Origin of the sequence: Halomonas sp. 111 (assembly GCF_052379685.1) — a bacterium.
In the GTDB taxonomy this organism is placed as follows: Bacteria; Pseudomonadota; Gammaproteobacteria; order Pseudomonadales; family Halomonadaceae; genus Vreelandella; species Vreelandella citrativorans.
In genome coordinates, this window is record NZ_JBQSYV010000018.1 from 1 (window position 1) to 14,864 (window position 14,864).

Sequence of the window (14,864 nt, forward strand, 5' to 3'; positions counted from 1 at the left end):
GCTGACCTACCGTCAGGAGTACGTGAAAGCGCTGGGACCCGACGCCGTGCCCGAGGTATTGATGCTGCAGGAGTGGCTGGCTATCCGACTGCCCTCCCTGGCACCCCGACAGCTATCCCCCAATGCCCCTGGCTTTAAGCTGCTTTCGCACTGCACCGAAAAAACCAACGCCCCCGGAAGCCCAAAGGCGTGGCAGCAAGTATTTGCTGCATTTGGCCTGCCGTTGGAGTTGGTCAATACCGGCTGCTGTGGCATGTCCGGCACCTACGGCCATGAAACGCGCAACGCCGAAACATCCAAAACCATCTACGCCCAATCCTGGCAACCTCAGGTCGAGGCAGAGGAAAATACCGACAGGCTACTGGCCACGGGGTATTCGTGCCGCAGCCAAGTGAAGCGTTTTTCAGAACAAACGCTTCACCACCCGCTGCAAGCCCTGCTTTATGCCTTGCGCAGCGCGGGCGCCCCCCCAGGGATTAACAAGGCTTAGAAGAACAGCTTTTTAAGCGCCAGGCCAGGGTCGGCTTGGCGCATAAAAGCCTCCCCAACCAAAAACCCATTAACGTGGTGATCCCGCATTAACTGAACATCCGCCTGAGTATGGATACCCGACTCAGTAATAACGGTTACGTTTTCAGGAATATGCGCCAGTAAATCCAGTGTCGTGTTGAGGCTGGTATCGAACGTGTGCAGGTTACGGTTGTTAATGCCTACCAACGCCAAATCAAGCTTAAGCGCACGCGTTAGCTCATCGGCATCATGGACTTCTACCAACACATCCATTCCCAGTTGATTGGCCTGCTGATGCAAGTCAAGCAGCCTGGCATCATCCAGCGCGGCGACAATCAGCAAAATACAGTCGGCTCCAATGGCGCGTGCTTCAGAGACCTGGTAACCGTGGGTAATAAAGTCTTTGCGGATAACCGGCAGCTCGCAGACGTCCCGCGAGACGATCAAATAGTCTTCATGCCCCTGGAAAAAGTCCGCATCGGTCAGTACGGACAAGCAGGCCGCACCGCCTTGAGCGTAGCTTTTGGCGATATCCGCCGGATGAAACTCTTCTCGAATGACGCCTTTGGAGGGCGACGCCTTTTTAACTTCTGCAATAATCGCTGGATCACCGACCGCAATACGCTGATTAAGCGCGTTGATGAACCCGCGCGGAGCACTCTGCTGCTTGGCAAGCGCGAGCAAATCCGTCTCAGATACCGCCTGCTGGCGCTCGGCGACTTCCTGATCCTTGCGGGCAAGAATTCGCGTCAAAATAGTGGGTGTTGCCTGTTGGTTCATAGCGGTCACTTACTCTTTGAAAACGCTGGTGAAGTGTGAAAGCTCTCTGAGCTTCTCAAGCGGCAGTTTAGACCCCTGAGCGTCCTGAGCGATCAGAACGCCCTCTTTCAGGCTGTCAGCCACACCCGCACAGTAAAGGGCGGCACCTGCGTTCAAGGCCACCATGTCGGATGCAGGGCCTTCACCGCTCAATGCCGCCTTTACCAACCGCAGGCTATCTTCCGCGTTAGCGGCCTTCAGCGTTGCCAGGCTCTGGCGCTCAATGCCAAACGCTTCAGGGGAAACCGTGTACTGAGTAATCTCGCCCTCTTTAAGCTCCGCCACTTGCGTAGAAGCTGCCAGCGATATTTCGTCCAAACCATCTTCTGAATGAACCACCATGACATGACGGCTGCCCAGCTTTTTAAGCACTTCGGCCATCAGCGGCACCAGTTCTGGCGAGTACACACCGACCACCTGATTGGGCGCCCCTGCAGGGTTAGTCAGCGGGCCCAGAATATTGAAGAGCGTGCGCACGCCCATCTCACGGCGCGGGCCAATGGCGTAACGCATCGCCGGGTGGTGATTCGGCGCAAACATAAAGCCAACCCCCACCTGCTCAATACAACGGGCGACCTGCTGAGGCTTAAGATCGAGGTAAATACCGGCAATATCAAAAAGATCGGCGCTGCCGGAAGACGACGATACGCTGCGATTACCGTGCTTTGCGACATGCGCACCCGCCGCTGCGGCCACAAAGCTGGACGCCGTGGATACGTTAAATAGATTAGCGCCATCGCCGCCGGTACCTACGATATCCACGACGTTCTCAGCGTTTAGCTCAACACGGCGCATTAAATCGCGCATGACCTGGGCGGCAGCGCTAATCTCCACCGCGCTCTCCCCCTTCATGGCAAGCCCGACCAATAAGCCGCCTACTTGAGCATCGGACGCTTCACCCGTCATTATCTGGCGCATCAGGGCATGCATAACGTCAAAAGGGAGGTCTTCACGGTGTATCACCGCATTAATTGCATCTCGCATTTGCATGAACAGAGGAGCCTCTAAAGCGTGTGAACCAGGCAATCAGCCACGTTTTAAAAAATTTGCCAATAGCTCATGGCCTTGGCGAGTCAGTATTGATTCAGGGTGAAACTGCACCCCTTCTACATCCAGTGTGCTATGGCGCAGCCCCATGATCAAACCAGGCGTCACGTCATTGTCTGTTGTCCAGGCCGTTATTTCCAGGCAGTTGGGGAGCGTTTCCCTTTCCACCACTAACGAGTGATAGCGGGTCACTTCGAGGGGGTTATCCAACCCGTCAAAAACACCCTGATGGGTATGTAAAACAGCCGATGTTTTACCATGCATCACCTGGGGTGCACGGACCACCCGAGCACCGTATACCTGACCAATCGCCTGATGCCCCAAACAAACACCCAATATAGGCAGTTTACCGGCAAAGTGACGAATAGCGGCCATTGAAACCCCCGATTCGTTGGGTGTGCATGGCCCCGGGGAAATAACCAGATGCGTAGGCGCCAGGGCTTCAATCTGTTCAAGGGTAATGGCATCGTTTCGGTGCGTTACCACCTCTGCACCCAATTCATTCAAGTATTGGACAATGTTAAAAGTGAAGCTGTCGTAATTGTCCAACATCAAGACTTTTTTCGGCATAGCCTATTGATTACCTTAATTATTGCATGGCAATCAGCGTATCGTTACCCAGACTATTAGCCAGGTATGCCATTGCTAGCGATTTTACGTAAGTGTGCTGGATTGTATCGCCAGACGAGGTTAATCGCCACGACAGTTGCGCGCAGTTACGTTTTCGTCGCACTGGGCTATGCTGGAAAATATGCAGGAAAGCATGCTGAAAAGTACGCTGAACAATATGCTCAACAGCATGTTCAACAAAATTGCGATCAAAAGGAGCGCGCCATGGATAAGGCCATCATTGACGTTATTCGAGAAAATGAACAGCTACCCGACCACATGACCGATAGCGAGATCGCCAAGCAGTACAAAGGCACCTATACCGCAGCGAGAGCCGCTATCAGCCTGGACCATACGCCGCTTGATCAGCAGCTCGCTGACGCCACGACCAGGGCTCTCCCCTTTATGAAAAAAAAGAAGTAATACCAGGCACGGTATAACCTTATACAACAAGCCCCTAACAGCAAGCCTTTGGGCTTTCTGTTAGGGTACGAAACGATATTTCCTCAACCGTTAACCAAGTGAGTTTTCATTGAGGCGCTTTGCCTCGCTCTCGGCTTCCTGGCGGGTAGCGTAGGAGACAACAGAGGTGTTATCGGCCTGAGTGAGCCTTCCCAAGTGCTACTGTTAGCAACTTTCGCCGTTAAGGCTATATTTTGCTATTACAGCGCGAAAACGGTTGTAATGGTCAAGTAACACTGGCCAGCACTCTATTTTAACGTTAGTTATCTAAAGACAGCCGCACCGCTAGCGACATTGCGTTTGCACAATGCATACACCAAAAAGAACAACAACTTATATCCATTTTTTTTAGCCGGGAGGAACTAGCCACAGAGCGTAGCAGTCTTTATTATCTTGAGCCTTCAAACGAGTGGGAGCGTGAAATGCAAAAGCAAGTGAGCTGGGTAAGCACGCTCTTGCTAGGAATTTTGGTAAGTGTGTCACCGCTAGCAGGCGCTTCGACACTCAACGTTATCGCTTCTTTTTCCATACTTGAAGACCTGGTCAAGCGCATTGCCGGCGAAGATATTGACGTAAACGTTATCGTTCCCCCCGGTGAGGATGTCCATACGTGGGAACTGACGCCGCCCAATGTGCTGTCCATCGAAGAAGCCGACATCATGTTTTATAACGGCTTTGGGCTAGAGCCTTGGCTACGCCATGTAGAGGCCATCGCAAATGATTCGCTTACCCTAAAGGCCGTGGCTGAAAACGCTGACTTTGCGCCGCTCCCTATTATTACAGGGCAGTATCAAGGCACAAATGACCCGCATATGTGGATGGATCCGAAAGGTGCGGCCGCCTACATCAAGGTGATTGCTGAAACGCTGGCCGAGCACTACCCCGAAAAAGCGGGGGCGTTTTATGCCCGTGCGGAGGACACCTATCGCGCGCTGGATACGTTAGACCAGGCCATCAACGAGCGCTTGGAAGGTATCCCCAAAACGAACCGCTCCCTGGTGACCAGCGAGGCCGGATTTAGCTACTTTGCGCACGCCTATGGTTTTGAGTACGACGCTATTTGGGGGCTGAATAACGAAACACAGGGTAACGCCCGGGCAATGGCCGAGATGAACGAACGCTTGGCCAAAACACGCCCCCCGGCACTATTTTATGAAAGCACTGTTCCCTGTATCCACATGGATGCGTTGTCACGCGCCACCGGCATCTCACTGGCTGGCCCGCTCTATGTTGACTCATTTAGCTCACAAGACGATCAAGCCGATGACTACCCCGCCATGCTGCACTATAACGCCGAGCTTATTCATGGTGCATTAGGTGGCGCTCGCCCGGAATAGCCTTTTTGCAGCCAGTCAGTCAATCTTAAGTGACAAGCGCCAGCAGCGACGTCATCACACAATCAGGCTGGCTGAGTTCAATAGGATCGCCATGGTTATAGCCATAAGGCAGTGCGAGGGTGGCAAACCCGGCTGCCTTGCCCGCGGCAATATCATGACGAGAATCGCCGACCATTAGGCACTCACTTGGCAAAAACTGGCGCGCCTGCGCGGCATGTAAAAGGGGTAAGGGGGAAGGCTTCTTCTCCGTCAAGGTGTCTCCTCCTACCCATAGCGTAAACCATTGACGAATCCCGAAGTGATCAAGAATGGGCACAATAAACCGCTCTGGCTTATTGGTGATGAGCACCAGCGTAAAGCCCGCGCCATGCAGCGCTTCAAGTGCTGTTTTTACACCGGGATAGAGCGTCGTTAACGCATTCGGTGCCGCACCGTAATACGCCATAAAAGCATCAAAGGCGCGCGCTTGAAGCGCTTCCTCAGGAGACCGGCCCAACGCCCAGGTAAGTGCACGCTCCACCAGGATCGGCGCACCATTGCCCACCCAGTCGCGCACCTGAATACCGTCAGGTGTGGGCAAATTAAGCTCGCCTAACATTTTCTGCACCGCAACGGCCAAGTCAGGTACGGAATCAACCAGCGTGCCGTCTAAATCGAACGCGACTAATCGTTTTCCCGTGAGTATTGAGTGCACTGCCCTGCTCCCTTAACGCTGACTTATGTAGGCATTGGCAATGACACGCCTACCATTTTCAATGTCTTAACCTGCCAAATTGCTCAGCATCTTACTGCGTCCATGGCGCTAGCGCATTAGTCAGAAGAGAGAGAAGCTTCTATGCTAAAGCCAGATTAGCCAAGGAGAAACCAATGGCCATACCCAGGATTGTTATTGTCGGTGGCGGCGCAGGCGGTTTAGCGCTTGCGACTCGGTTAGGGCATACGTTAGGAAAACGCAAGCGCGCTGAAATTGTATTGCTTGACCGCAATGCAACCCATGTATGGAAACCACTGCTTCATGAGTTAGCGACGGGGGTTTTAAACTCCAGCATGGATGAGGTGGATTATCGCGGGCATTCATCTGCGCATTTCTACCGCTACCAACGCGGCTCACTGCATGGCCTGGATCGCGAACAGAAAGTACTACATTTATCGCCTATTTATGATGAAGACGGCAATGAAGTGCTTCCCGAGCGCGCGCTAAAATACGACTTCCTGGTGCTCGCCTTGGGCAGCGTTTCCAACGACTTTGGCACTCAAGGAGTGGCCGAGCACTGCCACTTCATCGACTCTCCCCAGCAGGCCAAGCTGTTTCAACGGGAGATGATCAATACGTTTTTGCGCTATACCGACCCCTCATTACGTCAGCATACCGTGCTGACCATCGGCATTGTGGGCGGAGGCGCCACAGGGGTTGAGCTTGCCGCCGAGCTTTTCGACGCTTCGCGCTTACTTAACGCTTATGGGGTAACTGCGCTGGACCATCAGCAAATTAGCGTGCATATCCTTGAAGCGGCCCCTCGACTACTGCCTGGCCTTTCCAAACGTATTAGCCAGACCGTGCAACAAGAACTGGAGAAAATGGGCGTAACGGTGCATATCGGCACGGCGATTAAAGAAGCCCACGCCAACCAACTCATTACAGCCGACGGCGACACCATTGAAACCGACTTAAACGTATGGGCGGCAGGCATTAAAGCCCCCGAGTTTTTAACCAAACTGGGGCTTTCAACCAACAAGAAAAATCAGATTAACGTTGAAAAAACACTGCAGAGTGTTGATGACCCCAGCATTTTTGCCTTGGGCGATTGCGCCAGCTGCCCGCAGGGTGAAGATGGCACCGTACCTCCACGCGCTCAAGCGGCTCATCAGCAGGCGAAACTGCTAGCCAAAAATATCAACCATTTGCTGGAAGGCAAAGCACTTAACGAATTTCACTACCGCGACCACGGCTCGCTTGTTTCGCTGGCACGCTACGACGCGGTGGGTAATCTGATGCGCAGCTCAGCGTCGCGCGGCCTCTTTTTAGAAGGCTGGTTTGCTCGCCAGTGCTACGCATCGCTTTATCGCATGCATCAAGTGTCGATCCATGGCGTCCCGAAAACCGGGCTTACGTGGCTAGTCGATAAGATTAACCGCTACCTCAGGCCTCGCATGAAGCTACATTAAGCGTCTTAAACCTTGGCCAGCGCCGCACGCATTTTCTTGATAACCGAGTCATAGCCGTGTGGGTCGCTGGCCTGATGCGCGTTAAAAATAGCGGAGCCCGCCACAAAGGTATCCGCCCCTGCCGCTGCGATCTCGGCAATATTGTCGGCTTTTACGCCGCCGTCAATTTCCAAACGAATCGCTTTACCGGATGCATCAATACGAGCACGCGCCTCGCGCAGTTTATCCAGTGTGCCAGGAATAAACGACTGGCCACCAAACCCTGGGTTAACGCTCATTAGAAGCACCATATCGACCTTATCCATCACATAGTCAAGATAAGAGAGCGGCGTTGCCGGATTAAATACCAGCCCTGCCTTGCAGCCACCATCACGAATCAACTGAAGCGAGCGATCGACATGCTCAGATGCTTCCGGGTGAAACGTAATATAACTGGCCCCTGCCTCAATAAAATCGCTAATCATGCGATCAACCGGCTTCACCATCAAATGGACATCAATAGGCGCCGTTACACCATGATGTCGCAATGCTTTACATACCATGGGACCAATCGTCAGGTTCGGCACGTAATGGTTGTCCATTACATCAAAGTGGACAATATCAGCGCCCGCGGCCAGCACGTTATCCACTTCCTCCCCTAGTCGTGCAAAATCAGCGGAGAGAATAGAAGGGGCAATTAAAAAATCATGCGCAGCGGTCATGGGCACTCCTGACTAGCCATTGAAATGAGGGATCACCAGGTGGCGCAGCGACAACCTGGTGATGCCCTTGGAAAACGGGCATTTTAACAGAGCAATTGAAAAAACGACGCGGTTTTGGCTACCCATTACAGTTAATCATTTCCAACCATGTGCCTGCCCCCTTTATCAATCAGGCACACCGTTATTTCCAAAAAGAATAACAATCGCAATTGTAATTCCACAATGTCAGGTTTAATCTTATGCCAATTGCGATCTATATCGTTTACCGCTTTAAGAAGGAGCTAGCCATGTCTCTGCCACTCTTTTTCCGTCGCAGCCTGCTTGCCATTACGCTAGGCGCTAGCATCGCTAGCCCTGCCATGGCGCAAGAGCGCGAAATGCTTAATTCCTCCTACGATATTGGGCGCGAGCTATTTAGCGCGATCAACCCTGAGTTTATCGCTTGGTGGCAAGAACAGAATGACGAACAAATCAGCGTTAATCAGTCCCACGGCGGCTCTTCTGCTCAGGCGCGTGCCATCCTGCAGGGTCTGCGAGCAGACGTCGTCACATTTAACCAGGTAACCGACGTTCAGGTACTAGCGGATGCTGGCTTGGCGAATGAGGATTGGCAGAGCGCGTTGGATAACAATGCATCGCCTTACTACTCCACGACGGCCTTTCTGGTTCGCAAGGACAATCCCAAAGGCATTGAAAACTGGGATGACCTGGTAAAAGAAGATGTTCAAGTCGTCTTCCCTAACCCCAAAACGTCCGGTAATGCGCGCTACACCTATTTAGCGGCATGGGGATTCGCCGATAAGGAATTTGACGGTGATGAAGAGCAGATCCAAGACTTTATGCGCACGTTCTTGGGCAATGTAGCCGTTTTTGACACTGGTGGCCGCGGCGCGACCACCAGCTTTATAGAGCGCGGTATCGGTGATGTGCTGATCAGTTTTGAATCCGAAGTGAATAACATTCGCCAGGAGTATGGCAGCGACGACTACGAAGTGGTCGTTCCTCCCATGAGCGTTTTAGCCGAATTCCCCGTCGCGGTCGTTACTGAAAATGCTGAGCGCAACGGCAATACCGATTTAGCGCAGGGATACCTTGAGTATCTCTACACTGAAGATGCCCAGCGACAGCTGGCGAACTTTAACTATCGCGTACATAACGAAACCGTGGTTGAAGAGTTTTCCGACCACTTCCCGGAAACTGAGCTGTTCAGCGTAGAAGACGTATTTGGTAGCTGGGACGAAGTAATGGAAACACACTTCGAGGGTGGCGCGCTGCTCGATCAACTACAGCGCCGTTAACAGGACGTCAGTCGTTATCAAAACATTATGAATCAACGCGCTTTACGACTAACCGGCAGCACGCGAGTGCTGCCGGGTTTTGGCCTTTCAATGGGTATCAGCGTGCTGTTTATCTCGCTGGTGCTGGTACTACCTATCACTGGGCTTTTCGGGCAGCTTGCCGAGCTAAGCCTTGCCCAATACTGGTCAATTATTACCGAAGGCCGAGTGGTCGCAAGCTATATGGTCACCATGGGCGCAGCGGCGGTGGCGGCGTTAATTAATGCGGTCTTCGGCCTACTACTCGCTTGGGTATTGGTGCGCTACGAGTTTCCCGGCAAGCGGCTGCTGGATGCTTTAATGGACCTACCGTTTGCTCTCCCCACAGCGGTAGCAGGCATTACGCTGGCCACTCTCTATGCCAGCAGTGGCTGGATGGGGCGCCTGCTTGAGCCTTTGGGGCTTCAAGTGGCCTACACCTGGGTCGGTATCGCGCTGGCCATGGCATTTACCAGTATCCCGTTTGTGGTACGCACCGTGCAGCCCGTACTGGAAGACTTACCCGCTGAGGTTGACGAAGCCGCCATGTCACTGGGCGCAACCGACTGGGTGGCCTTTCGCCGGGTGATCATGCCGCACTTATGGCCCGCTCTGGTGACAGGAACAGGCCTTGCATTTGTGCGCTCGCTTGGCGAATTTGGCGCGATTATCTTTATCGCAGGCAATATGCCCTACGAAACGGAAATTACCGCGTTAATGATCTTCGTCAAGCTGCAGGAGTATGACTACGCAGGCGCCTCCGCAGTGGCCTCCGTGGTGCTGTTTGTTTCGCTCGCGCTGCTGCTTGCCATCAACATTTGGCAAGGCCGTTTTGTCCGCCGCCTGCATGGAGGTAAGGGATAATGCGTAGGATTGGTGATGCACCGGGCGTCAAGCGTCTGTTAATTGGCGCGGCGTTAATCCTCTCGGCACTGTTTTTATTGCTGCCGCTTGTCGCCATTTTCGCTCAGGCCTTTTCTCAGGGCGTTGCGACTTTCTGGGTTAATGTAAGCAATTATTTTACCCTGCATGCGATTGGTCTAACGCTGGTCATCGCCCTGCTCACCATTCCTATCTGTCTGGTGTTTGGCGTGGCCCTGGCGTGGCTTGTTACGCGGTTTAGCTTTCCAGGTCGACGCATTCTGCAAACCTTGATTGATATCCCCTTTGCCGTTTCCCCTGTTGTTGCCGGGCTTATTTACCTGCTGCTTTACGGCCGCAATGGGTGGATCGGCAGTTGGCTGGATGGCCATGATATTCAGCTGATGTTTGCCTGGCCTGGAATTTTGATGGTGACCGTGTTTGTTACCTGCCCCTTTGTTGCCCGCGAGCTGATTCCGCTGATGCAGGCGCAGGGCTCGCGTGAGGAAGAGGCAGCCGCCACGCTAGGAGCCAAAGGGTGGGTAACCTTTTGGCGAGTCACACTGCCGAATATCCGCTGGGCACTGCTTTACGGGATTATTTTAACCAACGCCCGCGCCGTCGGTGAATTTGGCGCGGTATCGGTGGTCTCGGGCGCGATACGTGGTCAAACCAATACACTTCCTCTTCACCTTGAACAGCTTTACCAGGACTACAATGCGGTTGGTGCATTTGCATGCGCGGCACTGTTAGCACTGATTGCCCTGCTTACCCTGGCGGCCAAGGCTAGCCTGGAATGGCGCGCATCGCGCCGGGAGGCGCTCTTATGAGCATTCGCTTAGAAAATATTGCAAAACACTTTGGCAACACGCAGGCCCTTGAACCTGTCAATCTGGATATCCATGAGGGCGAATTAGTCGGCCTTCTGGGGCCCTCGGGGTCGGGCAAGACCACGCTTTTGCGGATTATTGCTGGCCTTGAAAGTGCTGACCACGCTACCCAGTCGGCCAGGATCATGTTCGGTGAACGCGATGTCACAAATGTGCATGTGCGCGACCGGCGTATCGGCTTCGTATTTCAGCACTATGCGCTGTTTCGTCATATGAGCGTTTACGATAACGTCGCGTTTGGCTTGACGGTGATGGCCAAAAAAGAGCGCCCTTCCAGCGGTGAAATTCGCGCACGCGTGTTTCGCCTGCTTGAAATGGTTCAGCTTGAACACCTGGCCAAGCGTTACCCCGCCCAGCTTTCAGGCGGCCAGCAGCAGCGTGTTTCTCTCGCCCGTGCGTTAGCGGTAAAACCCGACGTACTGCTACTTGATGAGCCGTTTGGCGCGCTGGATGCCAAGGTACGCCAGGACTTGCGCCGCTGGCTTCGTCGCCTACACAGCGAGCTGAACTTTACCAGCGTTTTTGTTACCCATGACCAGGAAGAAGCGCTGGAGCTTTCCGACCGAGTCGTGGTGATGAGCAACGGGCGCATTGAGCAAATTGATGCTCCGGACACACTCTATCATTCGCCAAAAAATCGCTTTGTCTTTGAGTTTTTGGGTGACGTCAACCACTTGGAAGGCAGCGTTCGTAATGGCATTTTGACCTGCGGCGATGCCTATTTGCACGTTGACCTACCCGAAGGTAGCGAAGAACTGCTTTTGCGCCCTCACGAGGTACGCCTGGCAGAACAGCCCAGCGACACCTGCCATCTACCGGTAGTGATAACGGCGATCTCCCCCGTAGGTGCCGAAGTGCGTGTTGAGCTGGAAGCTGACTGGCTGGAGAAGCCCTGGCTTGCGACCGTGCGTCATGCGGATTTTGAACGTTTAGCGATGAAGCGCGGGCAACGCCTTTATGCCCACCCGCGCCAGTGGCACCGGTTTAAAGACGGGGTAACGGACTCAGCAAAACAGGCACGAGCCGCTTAACTAGCCAACAGCGCCCACCCTTGATCCTGCTGGCGTTTTGCGCATAACAGCGGCATAGTTATTCAAAGAGCTCTGTGAAACCAGCTCTTTGAAACAAACGCTTTGAAACAAATTATCTGAAACAGGTTATTAGAACAAACCGTTACTGCGGGGAATAAAATATGCTTCGGCGCCATTTTTTACGTCTTTCAGGAGTGCTGTTGGCAGGCCTCTGGCTAGCAGGCTGCTCAGGGCCTCAATACCTTCAGCTTAGTCCGGAGCGTAGTACGAACGTGCCGCAAACCGGGTCAGGCCAACACGTCACGGTCGTCGCCGTTGATGCTCGAGAAAGCGAGGTTATTGGTACAAGGGCTGGCGGCAGCATGTCAACGGCTCAGATTACCGTTAGCAGCCATGAACTGATTCCCCAACTGCAAGCAGAAGCCGAGCGCGCGGTTCACGATATGGGCTTTAACCCCACTACCGAGCAGGCCCAAGGCCGACCTACCCTTACCCTGGAGCTTGTTAGCCTACAGTATGGGCGTGGCGACAGCGGTCAGCCTTTGGTAGACGAGGCGCGTATTGAGGGCGTTTTCCGGGCCATCGCCCAGAATAAAGGCACCACGTATACCGGCACCTACACCTCGCGCCGCACACAAGGCTATGCCGTTAGGCCGGGTGAAGATGCTAATACACGTATGCTGAATGACCTGCTCAGCGACGGCCTTAACCGGGCCTTCAACGACCCAGAGCTTGGTCAGCTACTCGCCCGCTGATATACATTGAGCGCGCTGGTACGCGCTATTTGTGTGGTCCGCGCCGCTCTAATGACCAGACAGACTCCGTTCGGCCCCGTTCATCGGGGCTTCCTTGCTCAAGCAGCGTGACGCGAAAATTGGGTGTGAACAGTTGAGTCACTTCCTGGTCAGGCACGCTATACGGTGGGCCCTCACCCTCATCCTCGTGCGTTATGCTCACCAACAGCCCAGCGGCTCCGGGCGGAACCAGCTGGGCCAAGTGGAAGGCATAGCGCTCGCGCGTGGCAGGCGGTAACGCAATCAGTGCTGCACGATCATAAAACGCGCCTACTTCGGCAGCTTGGCGTATGTGCAAATGAAAAAAATCCCCACACCAGAGTTCCACACTACCTTGACGTGATATTTCAAACCCTGCTTGGGTATAGCGCGATACAGGTGTCTGGCGTTGGGCCAGGAATTGCGCTATTGCCTCAGGCGCCAACTCAATGCCTAGCACCGGATGCCCCGCATCAGCCAGCCAACGCATGTCCAGGCTTTTACCACACAAGGGCACCAGCACTTTAGTGCCCTGCTCAACGCCCAATGTGGGCCAGTACTCAAGCAGCGCTGGATGCGGCTGAGACAGATGAAAACCAATCCGACCTTCTTGCCAGCGCTGCCGCCAGGAAGTGCTCATTAGACGCCCTTTTACCCTTGAATCCAGAACCTAAAAAACGGGTCCTGATGCTGAGAACCTGGAACTTAAAACCTGGAGTTTAAAACCTGAAGCTTAAAACCCGGAACCTAGAACCAGCGATCACGCTTTTTACGCCGACGCGGCAAGTGCGGAACGATAAGCCCCACTAACAGCCCGGCACCCGCCACACCGCCGCCATACATGAAGTAGCGCATTAACAGGTCTTCTTCCTGGGTATCCAACCGAGCCTGAAGCGCGCGCACCTGCTGGCGCGACTGCTCGGCCTCGTTATCAAGCTCGTTATTGCGCGTTTCAAGGTCAGCAATGCGCTGCTCGCGCAGTTCAAGCGTCTCTGTCGTCGAGGAGGTGCGCTGCTCCCAGGTATCGTTAATACCATCAAGCTCTGCGGTGAGCTCATCGACCCGGGCCTGGAGCACCGGCAACTGCTCGCGAGCACTAGGCGTTTCCTGGATTTCGCTCGTCAATACCCACACGGTGTCGCCGCTTTGGCCGCGCACCCGGGTGTAATCACCGCTCTCTTCCAGTACCTCTACCTGCTCACCGGCATTTAACGTGCCAATAATGCGGTATCCATCCGTAGGCCCGCTGCGCACGTAAGTGCTCAACTCATCGCTCACCCACGCTTGACCGTCGGTTTGTGCCATTGCTTGTGCGCTGGCCACACTTAATAAAACACCGGCCGCGATATAAGAGAAACGAAATTTATCTGCTTGCATAACGTCATGTCCTGATTAAAAAAAACGCTGCATAGCGGACGAGGCCACCAGCGCTTACAGCGTCGCGCCTGTCTTGAGCGCTTATCCTTCGCTACGTGGTGGTAGGGGGAAGGGACGAGGAAACTCAGCAACGCGGGCATCGCTTTTTACTGCCTTCAAAGGGCCTTCACGCTCCACCTCATCAATACGCACAATCGCATTAAGAGGCAGGTAGCTACGTTTGACACCCTCGAAGGTTCGCTGCAATTTTTCAGTTGCAGGATCAACAACTACCCGTGACGCGTCGTCAAAGACAAACTCCTCGACTTCAATAAAGCCCCAGAGTTCGCTTTGAAATATTTCTCGAACGTATAAATCCCAAATTTCACCCTGTTGGTGAACCACTACTCGATAAATCGGCTTGGCCGCCATTTTGGCCTATCCCTCTTGCCCTATGAACATAAAATTTTCCGGCCTAGCGTACCATAACCCTATCAGCAGAGCCTTAGCTGACCTGACTCAATGCGTTAATAAACGCTAACTGCCCACTCTACGATCTACTCATTAGCCGATATAGCGGGCGTCGTGTAGGGTGAAGAGAGCGAACGGGAATACTCTCGCCCTACAGGAGTAACGGTCATGCAAAAGAAGAGACCCACGATAAAGCAGGCCGCCTTTGGCATCCACTGGGGCTGATTTATTTTAAAGGCGATGATGCCCATACCCTGCGTGACCTTCTAAAACGACAGAAAGACCTCGACTTCTATGTATAATCCCCGTGACCACCGGGACAAGGAGTCATTGTGACGCCTCATAATGGCGCTATTGTGAGTACCACAGGTAACGAAGACGAGCTTGATAGCGTCAAACAGTCTTTATATCGCAGTTGGGGAGCCTCTCGCTTGCCAGATACCGAGTTACAGGCCCTTGAAGGGTCTCACTCGCCACTTAACCCGTTATAGCCACGCGTTTAATTAACCATGTCA

17 protein-coding genes and 1 pseudogene are annotated in these 14,864 nt (G+C 53.6%); 10 read left to right on the top strand and 8 right to left on the bottom strand.

Going from position 1 to position 14,864, the window contains the following annotated elements; translation table 11 throughout:
- A pseudogene (locus ACT3T7_RS13710) lies at positions 1-490 on the top strand (FAD-binding oxidoreductase); the annotation flags it as partial.
- Here ACT3T7_RS13710 and trpC read toward each other — a convergent pair.
- Genes trpC through ACT3T7_RS13725 form a run of 3 tightly spaced genes read right to left on the bottom strand, consistent with a single transcriptional unit; the run spans position 487 to position 2,946 of the window.
- Positions 487-1,290: an indole-3-glycerol phosphate synthase TrpC gene (trpC, locus tag ACT3T7_RS13715; RefSeq protein ID WP_172117094.1), complete on the bottom strand. Its 804-nt coding sequence runs from the start codon at positions 1,288-1,290 to the stop codon at positions 487-489. The pseudogene ACT3T7_RS13710 and the gene trpC overlap by 4 nt on opposite strands.
- Before the next feature lie 9 nt (positions 1,291-1,299).
- The gene (gene trpD / locus ACT3T7_RS13720) at positions 1,300-2,319 is read right to left on the bottom strand and encodes an anthranilate phosphoribosyltransferase (protein ID WP_172117095.1); all 1,020 of its coding nucleotides are present in this window, start codon (positions 2,317-2,319) and stop codon (positions 1,300-1,302) included.
- 36 nt (positions 2,320-2,355) lie between these two features.
- Positions 2,356-2,946, bottom strand: coding sequence for an anthranilate synthase component II (locus tag ACT3T7_RS13725; RefSeq protein ID WP_444631317.1), 591 nt, complete (start codon positions 2,944-2,946; stop codon positions 2,356-2,358).
- 264 nt (positions 2,947-3,210) lie between these two features.
- Here ACT3T7_RS13725 and ACT3T7_RS13730 point away from each other — a divergent pair, with 264 nt between their 5' ends.
- Together ACT3T7_RS13730 and ACT3T7_RS13735 are read left to right on the top strand one after the other, a co-directional pair.
- Positions 3,211-3,408, top strand: a complete 198-nt coding sequence (locus ACT3T7_RS13730) for a hypothetical protein (protein ID WP_444631318.1) — start codon at positions 3,211-3,213, stop codon at positions 3,406-3,408.
- Positions 3,409-3,869: 461 nt separating this feature from the next.
- Positions 3,870-4,784: a metal ABC transporter solute-binding protein, Zn/Mn family gene (locus ACT3T7_RS13735; protein ID WP_444631319.1), complete on the top strand. Its 915-nt coding sequence runs from the start codon at positions 3,870-3,872 to the stop codon at positions 4,782-4,784.
- Positions 4,785-4,809: 25 nt separating this feature from the next.
- Here ACT3T7_RS13735 and ACT3T7_RS13740 read toward each other — a convergent pair whose 3' ends face one another.
- The gene (locus tag ACT3T7_RS13740) at positions 4,810-5,478 is read right to left on the bottom strand and encodes a phosphoglycolate phosphatase (RefSeq protein WP_444631320.1); all 669 of its coding nucleotides are present in this window, start codon (positions 5,476-5,478) and stop codon (positions 4,810-4,812) included.
- A gap of 173 nt (positions 5,479-5,651) precedes the next feature.
- Here ACT3T7_RS13740 and ACT3T7_RS13745 point away from each other — a divergent pair, with 173 nt between their 5' ends.
- Complete coding sequence (locus ACT3T7_RS13745; RefSeq protein WP_444631321.1) at positions 5,652-6,950, top strand: NAD(P)/FAD-dependent oxidoreductase; 1,299 nt, start codon at positions 5,652-5,654, stop codon at positions 6,948-6,950.
- A gap of 5 nt (positions 6,951-6,955) precedes the next feature.
- Here ACT3T7_RS13745 and rpe read toward each other — a convergent pair whose 3' ends face one another.
- Positions 6,956-7,651: a ribulose-phosphate 3-epimerase gene (gene rpe / locus ACT3T7_RS13750; protein ID WP_172117100.1), complete on the bottom strand. Its 696-nt coding sequence runs from the start codon at positions 7,649-7,651 to the stop codon at positions 6,956-6,958.
- 287 nt (positions 7,652-7,938) lie between these two features.
- Between rpe and cysP the strand changes: the two genes are divergently transcribed.
- The 5 genes from cysP to ACT3T7_RS13775 all read left to right on the top strand — a co-directional run bounded on the left by cysP (position 7,939) and on the right by ACT3T7_RS13775 (position 12,504).
- The gene (gene cysP / locus ACT3T7_RS13755; RefSeq protein WP_441678800.1) at positions 7,939-8,949 is read left to right on the top strand and encodes a thiosulfate ABC transporter substrate-binding protein CysP; all 1,011 of its coding nucleotides are present in this window, start codon (positions 7,939-7,941) and stop codon (positions 8,947-8,949) included.
- Between the two features lie 27 nt (positions 8,950-8,976).
- Positions 8,977-9,831, top strand: a complete 855-nt coding sequence (gene cysT, locus ACT3T7_RS13760) for a sulfate ABC transporter permease subunit CysT (protein ID WP_087106725.1) — start codon at positions 8,977-8,979, stop codon at positions 9,829-9,831.
- On the top strand, positions 9,831-10,658 hold the full coding sequence (gene cysW / locus ACT3T7_RS13765) for a sulfate ABC transporter permease subunit CysW (protein WP_172117102.1): 828 nt from the start codon (positions 9,831-9,833) through the stop codon (positions 10,656-10,658). The genes cysT and cysW overlap by 1 nt, the downstream gene beginning before the upstream one ends.
- Positions 10,655-11,749, top strand: a complete 1,095-nt coding sequence (locus ACT3T7_RS13770) for a sulfate/molybdate ABC transporter ATP-binding protein (protein WP_193054950.1) — start codon at positions 10,655-10,657, stop codon at positions 11,747-11,749. The genes cysW and ACT3T7_RS13770 overlap by 4 nt, the downstream gene beginning before the upstream one ends.
- Positions 11,750-11,910: 161 nt before the next feature.
- A complete protein-coding gene (locus tag ACT3T7_RS13775; protein ID WP_444631322.1) occupies positions 11,911-12,504 on the top strand; it encodes a YajG family lipoprotein in 594 nt (197 codons plus the stop codon).
- Positions 12,505-12,529: 25 nt separating this feature from the next.
- On the opposite strand, the gene ACT3T7_RS13780 is transcribed toward ACT3T7_RS13775, so the two are convergent.
- The 3 genes from ACT3T7_RS13780 to ACT3T7_RS13790 all read right to left on the bottom strand — a co-directional run bounded on the left by ACT3T7_RS13780 (position 12,530) and on the right by ACT3T7_RS13790 (position 14,310).
- Positions 12,530-13,162 carry a thiopurine S-methyltransferase gene (locus tag ACT3T7_RS13780; RefSeq protein WP_444631323.1) on the bottom strand — a complete coding sequence of 211 codons (633 nt, stop codon included), beginning with the start codon at positions 13,160-13,162 and terminating at the stop codon, positions 12,530-12,532.
- Between the two features lie 107 nt (positions 13,163-13,269).
- Positions 13,270-13,899 (bottom strand): TIGR04211 family SH3 domain-containing protein, encoded by a 630-nt coding sequence (locus tag ACT3T7_RS13785; RefSeq protein WP_444631324.1) that lies wholly within the window; start codon positions 13,897-13,899, stop codon positions 13,270-13,272.
- Between the two features lie 81 nt (positions 13,900-13,980).
- Complete coding sequence (locus tag ACT3T7_RS13790) at positions 13,981-14,310, bottom strand: DUF1820 family protein (protein WP_018916745.1); 330 nt, start codon at positions 14,308-14,310, stop codon at positions 13,981-13,983.
- Between the two features lie 371 nt (positions 14,311-14,681).
- Between ACT3T7_RS13790 and ACT3T7_RS13795 the strand changes: the two genes are divergently transcribed.
- The gene (locus ACT3T7_RS13795; RefSeq protein ID WP_444631325.1) at positions 14,682-14,840 is read left to right on the top strand and encodes a hypothetical protein; all 159 of its coding nucleotides are present in this window, start codon (positions 14,682-14,684) and stop codon (positions 14,838-14,840) included.
- Positions 14,841-14,864: the final 24 nt, after the last annotated feature.

Coding starts and splice junctions, on each gene's coding strand:
- cysT (WP_087106725.1), top strand. CDS start 8,977: ATGAATCAACGCGCTTTACGACTAACCGGCAGCACGCGAGTGCTGCCG.
- ACT3T7_RS13770 (WP_193054950.1), top strand. CDS start 10,655: ATGAGCATTCGCTTAGAAAATATTGCAAAACACTTTGGCAACACGCAG.
- trpC (WP_172117094.1), bottom strand. CDS start 1,290: ATGAACCAACAGGCAACACCCACTATTTTGACGCGAATTCTTGCCCGC.
- ACT3T7_RS13780 (WP_444631323.1), bottom strand. CDS start 13,162: ATGAGCACTTCCTGGCGGCAGCGCTGGCAAGAAGGTCGGATTGGTTTT.
- ACT3T7_RS13775 (WP_444631322.1), top strand. CDS start 11,911: ATGCTTCGGCGCCATTTTTTACGTCTTTCAGGAGTGCTGTTGGCAGGC.
- ACT3T7_RS13790 (WP_018916745.1), bottom strand. CDS start 14,310: ATGGCGGCCAAGCCGATTTATCGAGTAGTGGTTCACCAACAGGGTGAA.
- cysW (WP_172117102.1), top strand. CDS start 9,831: ATGCGTAGGATTGGTGATGCACCGGGCGTCAAGCGTCTGTTAATTGGC.
- trpD (WP_172117095.1), bottom strand. CDS start 2,319: ATGCAAATGCGAGATGCAATTAATGCGGTGATACACCGTGAAGACCTC.
- ACT3T7_RS13745 (WP_444631321.1), top strand. CDS start 5,652: ATGGCCATACCCAGGATTGTTATTGTCGGTGGCGGCGCAGGCGGTTTA.
- rpe (WP_172117100.1), bottom strand. CDS start 7,651: ATGACCGCTGCGCATGATTTTTTAATTGCCCCTTCTATTCTCTCCGCT.
- cysP (WP_441678800.1), top strand. CDS start 7,939: ATGTCTCTGCCACTCTTTTTCCGTCGCAGCCTGCTTGCCATTACGCTA.
- ACT3T7_RS13730 (WP_444631318.1), top strand. CDS start 3,211: ATGGATAAGGCCATCATTGACGTTATTCGAGAAAATGAACAGCTACCC.
- ACT3T7_RS13725 (WP_444631317.1), bottom strand. CDS start 2,946: ATGCCGAAAAAAGTCTTGATGTTGGACAATTACGACAGCTTCACTTTT.
- ACT3T7_RS13785 (WP_444631324.1), bottom strand. CDS start 13,899: ATGCAAGCAGATAAATTTCGTTTCTCTTATATCGCGGCCGGTGTTTTA.
- ACT3T7_RS13735 (WP_444631319.1), top strand. CDS start 3,870: ATGCAAAAGCAAGTGAGCTGGGTAAGCACGCTCTTGCTAGGAATTTTG.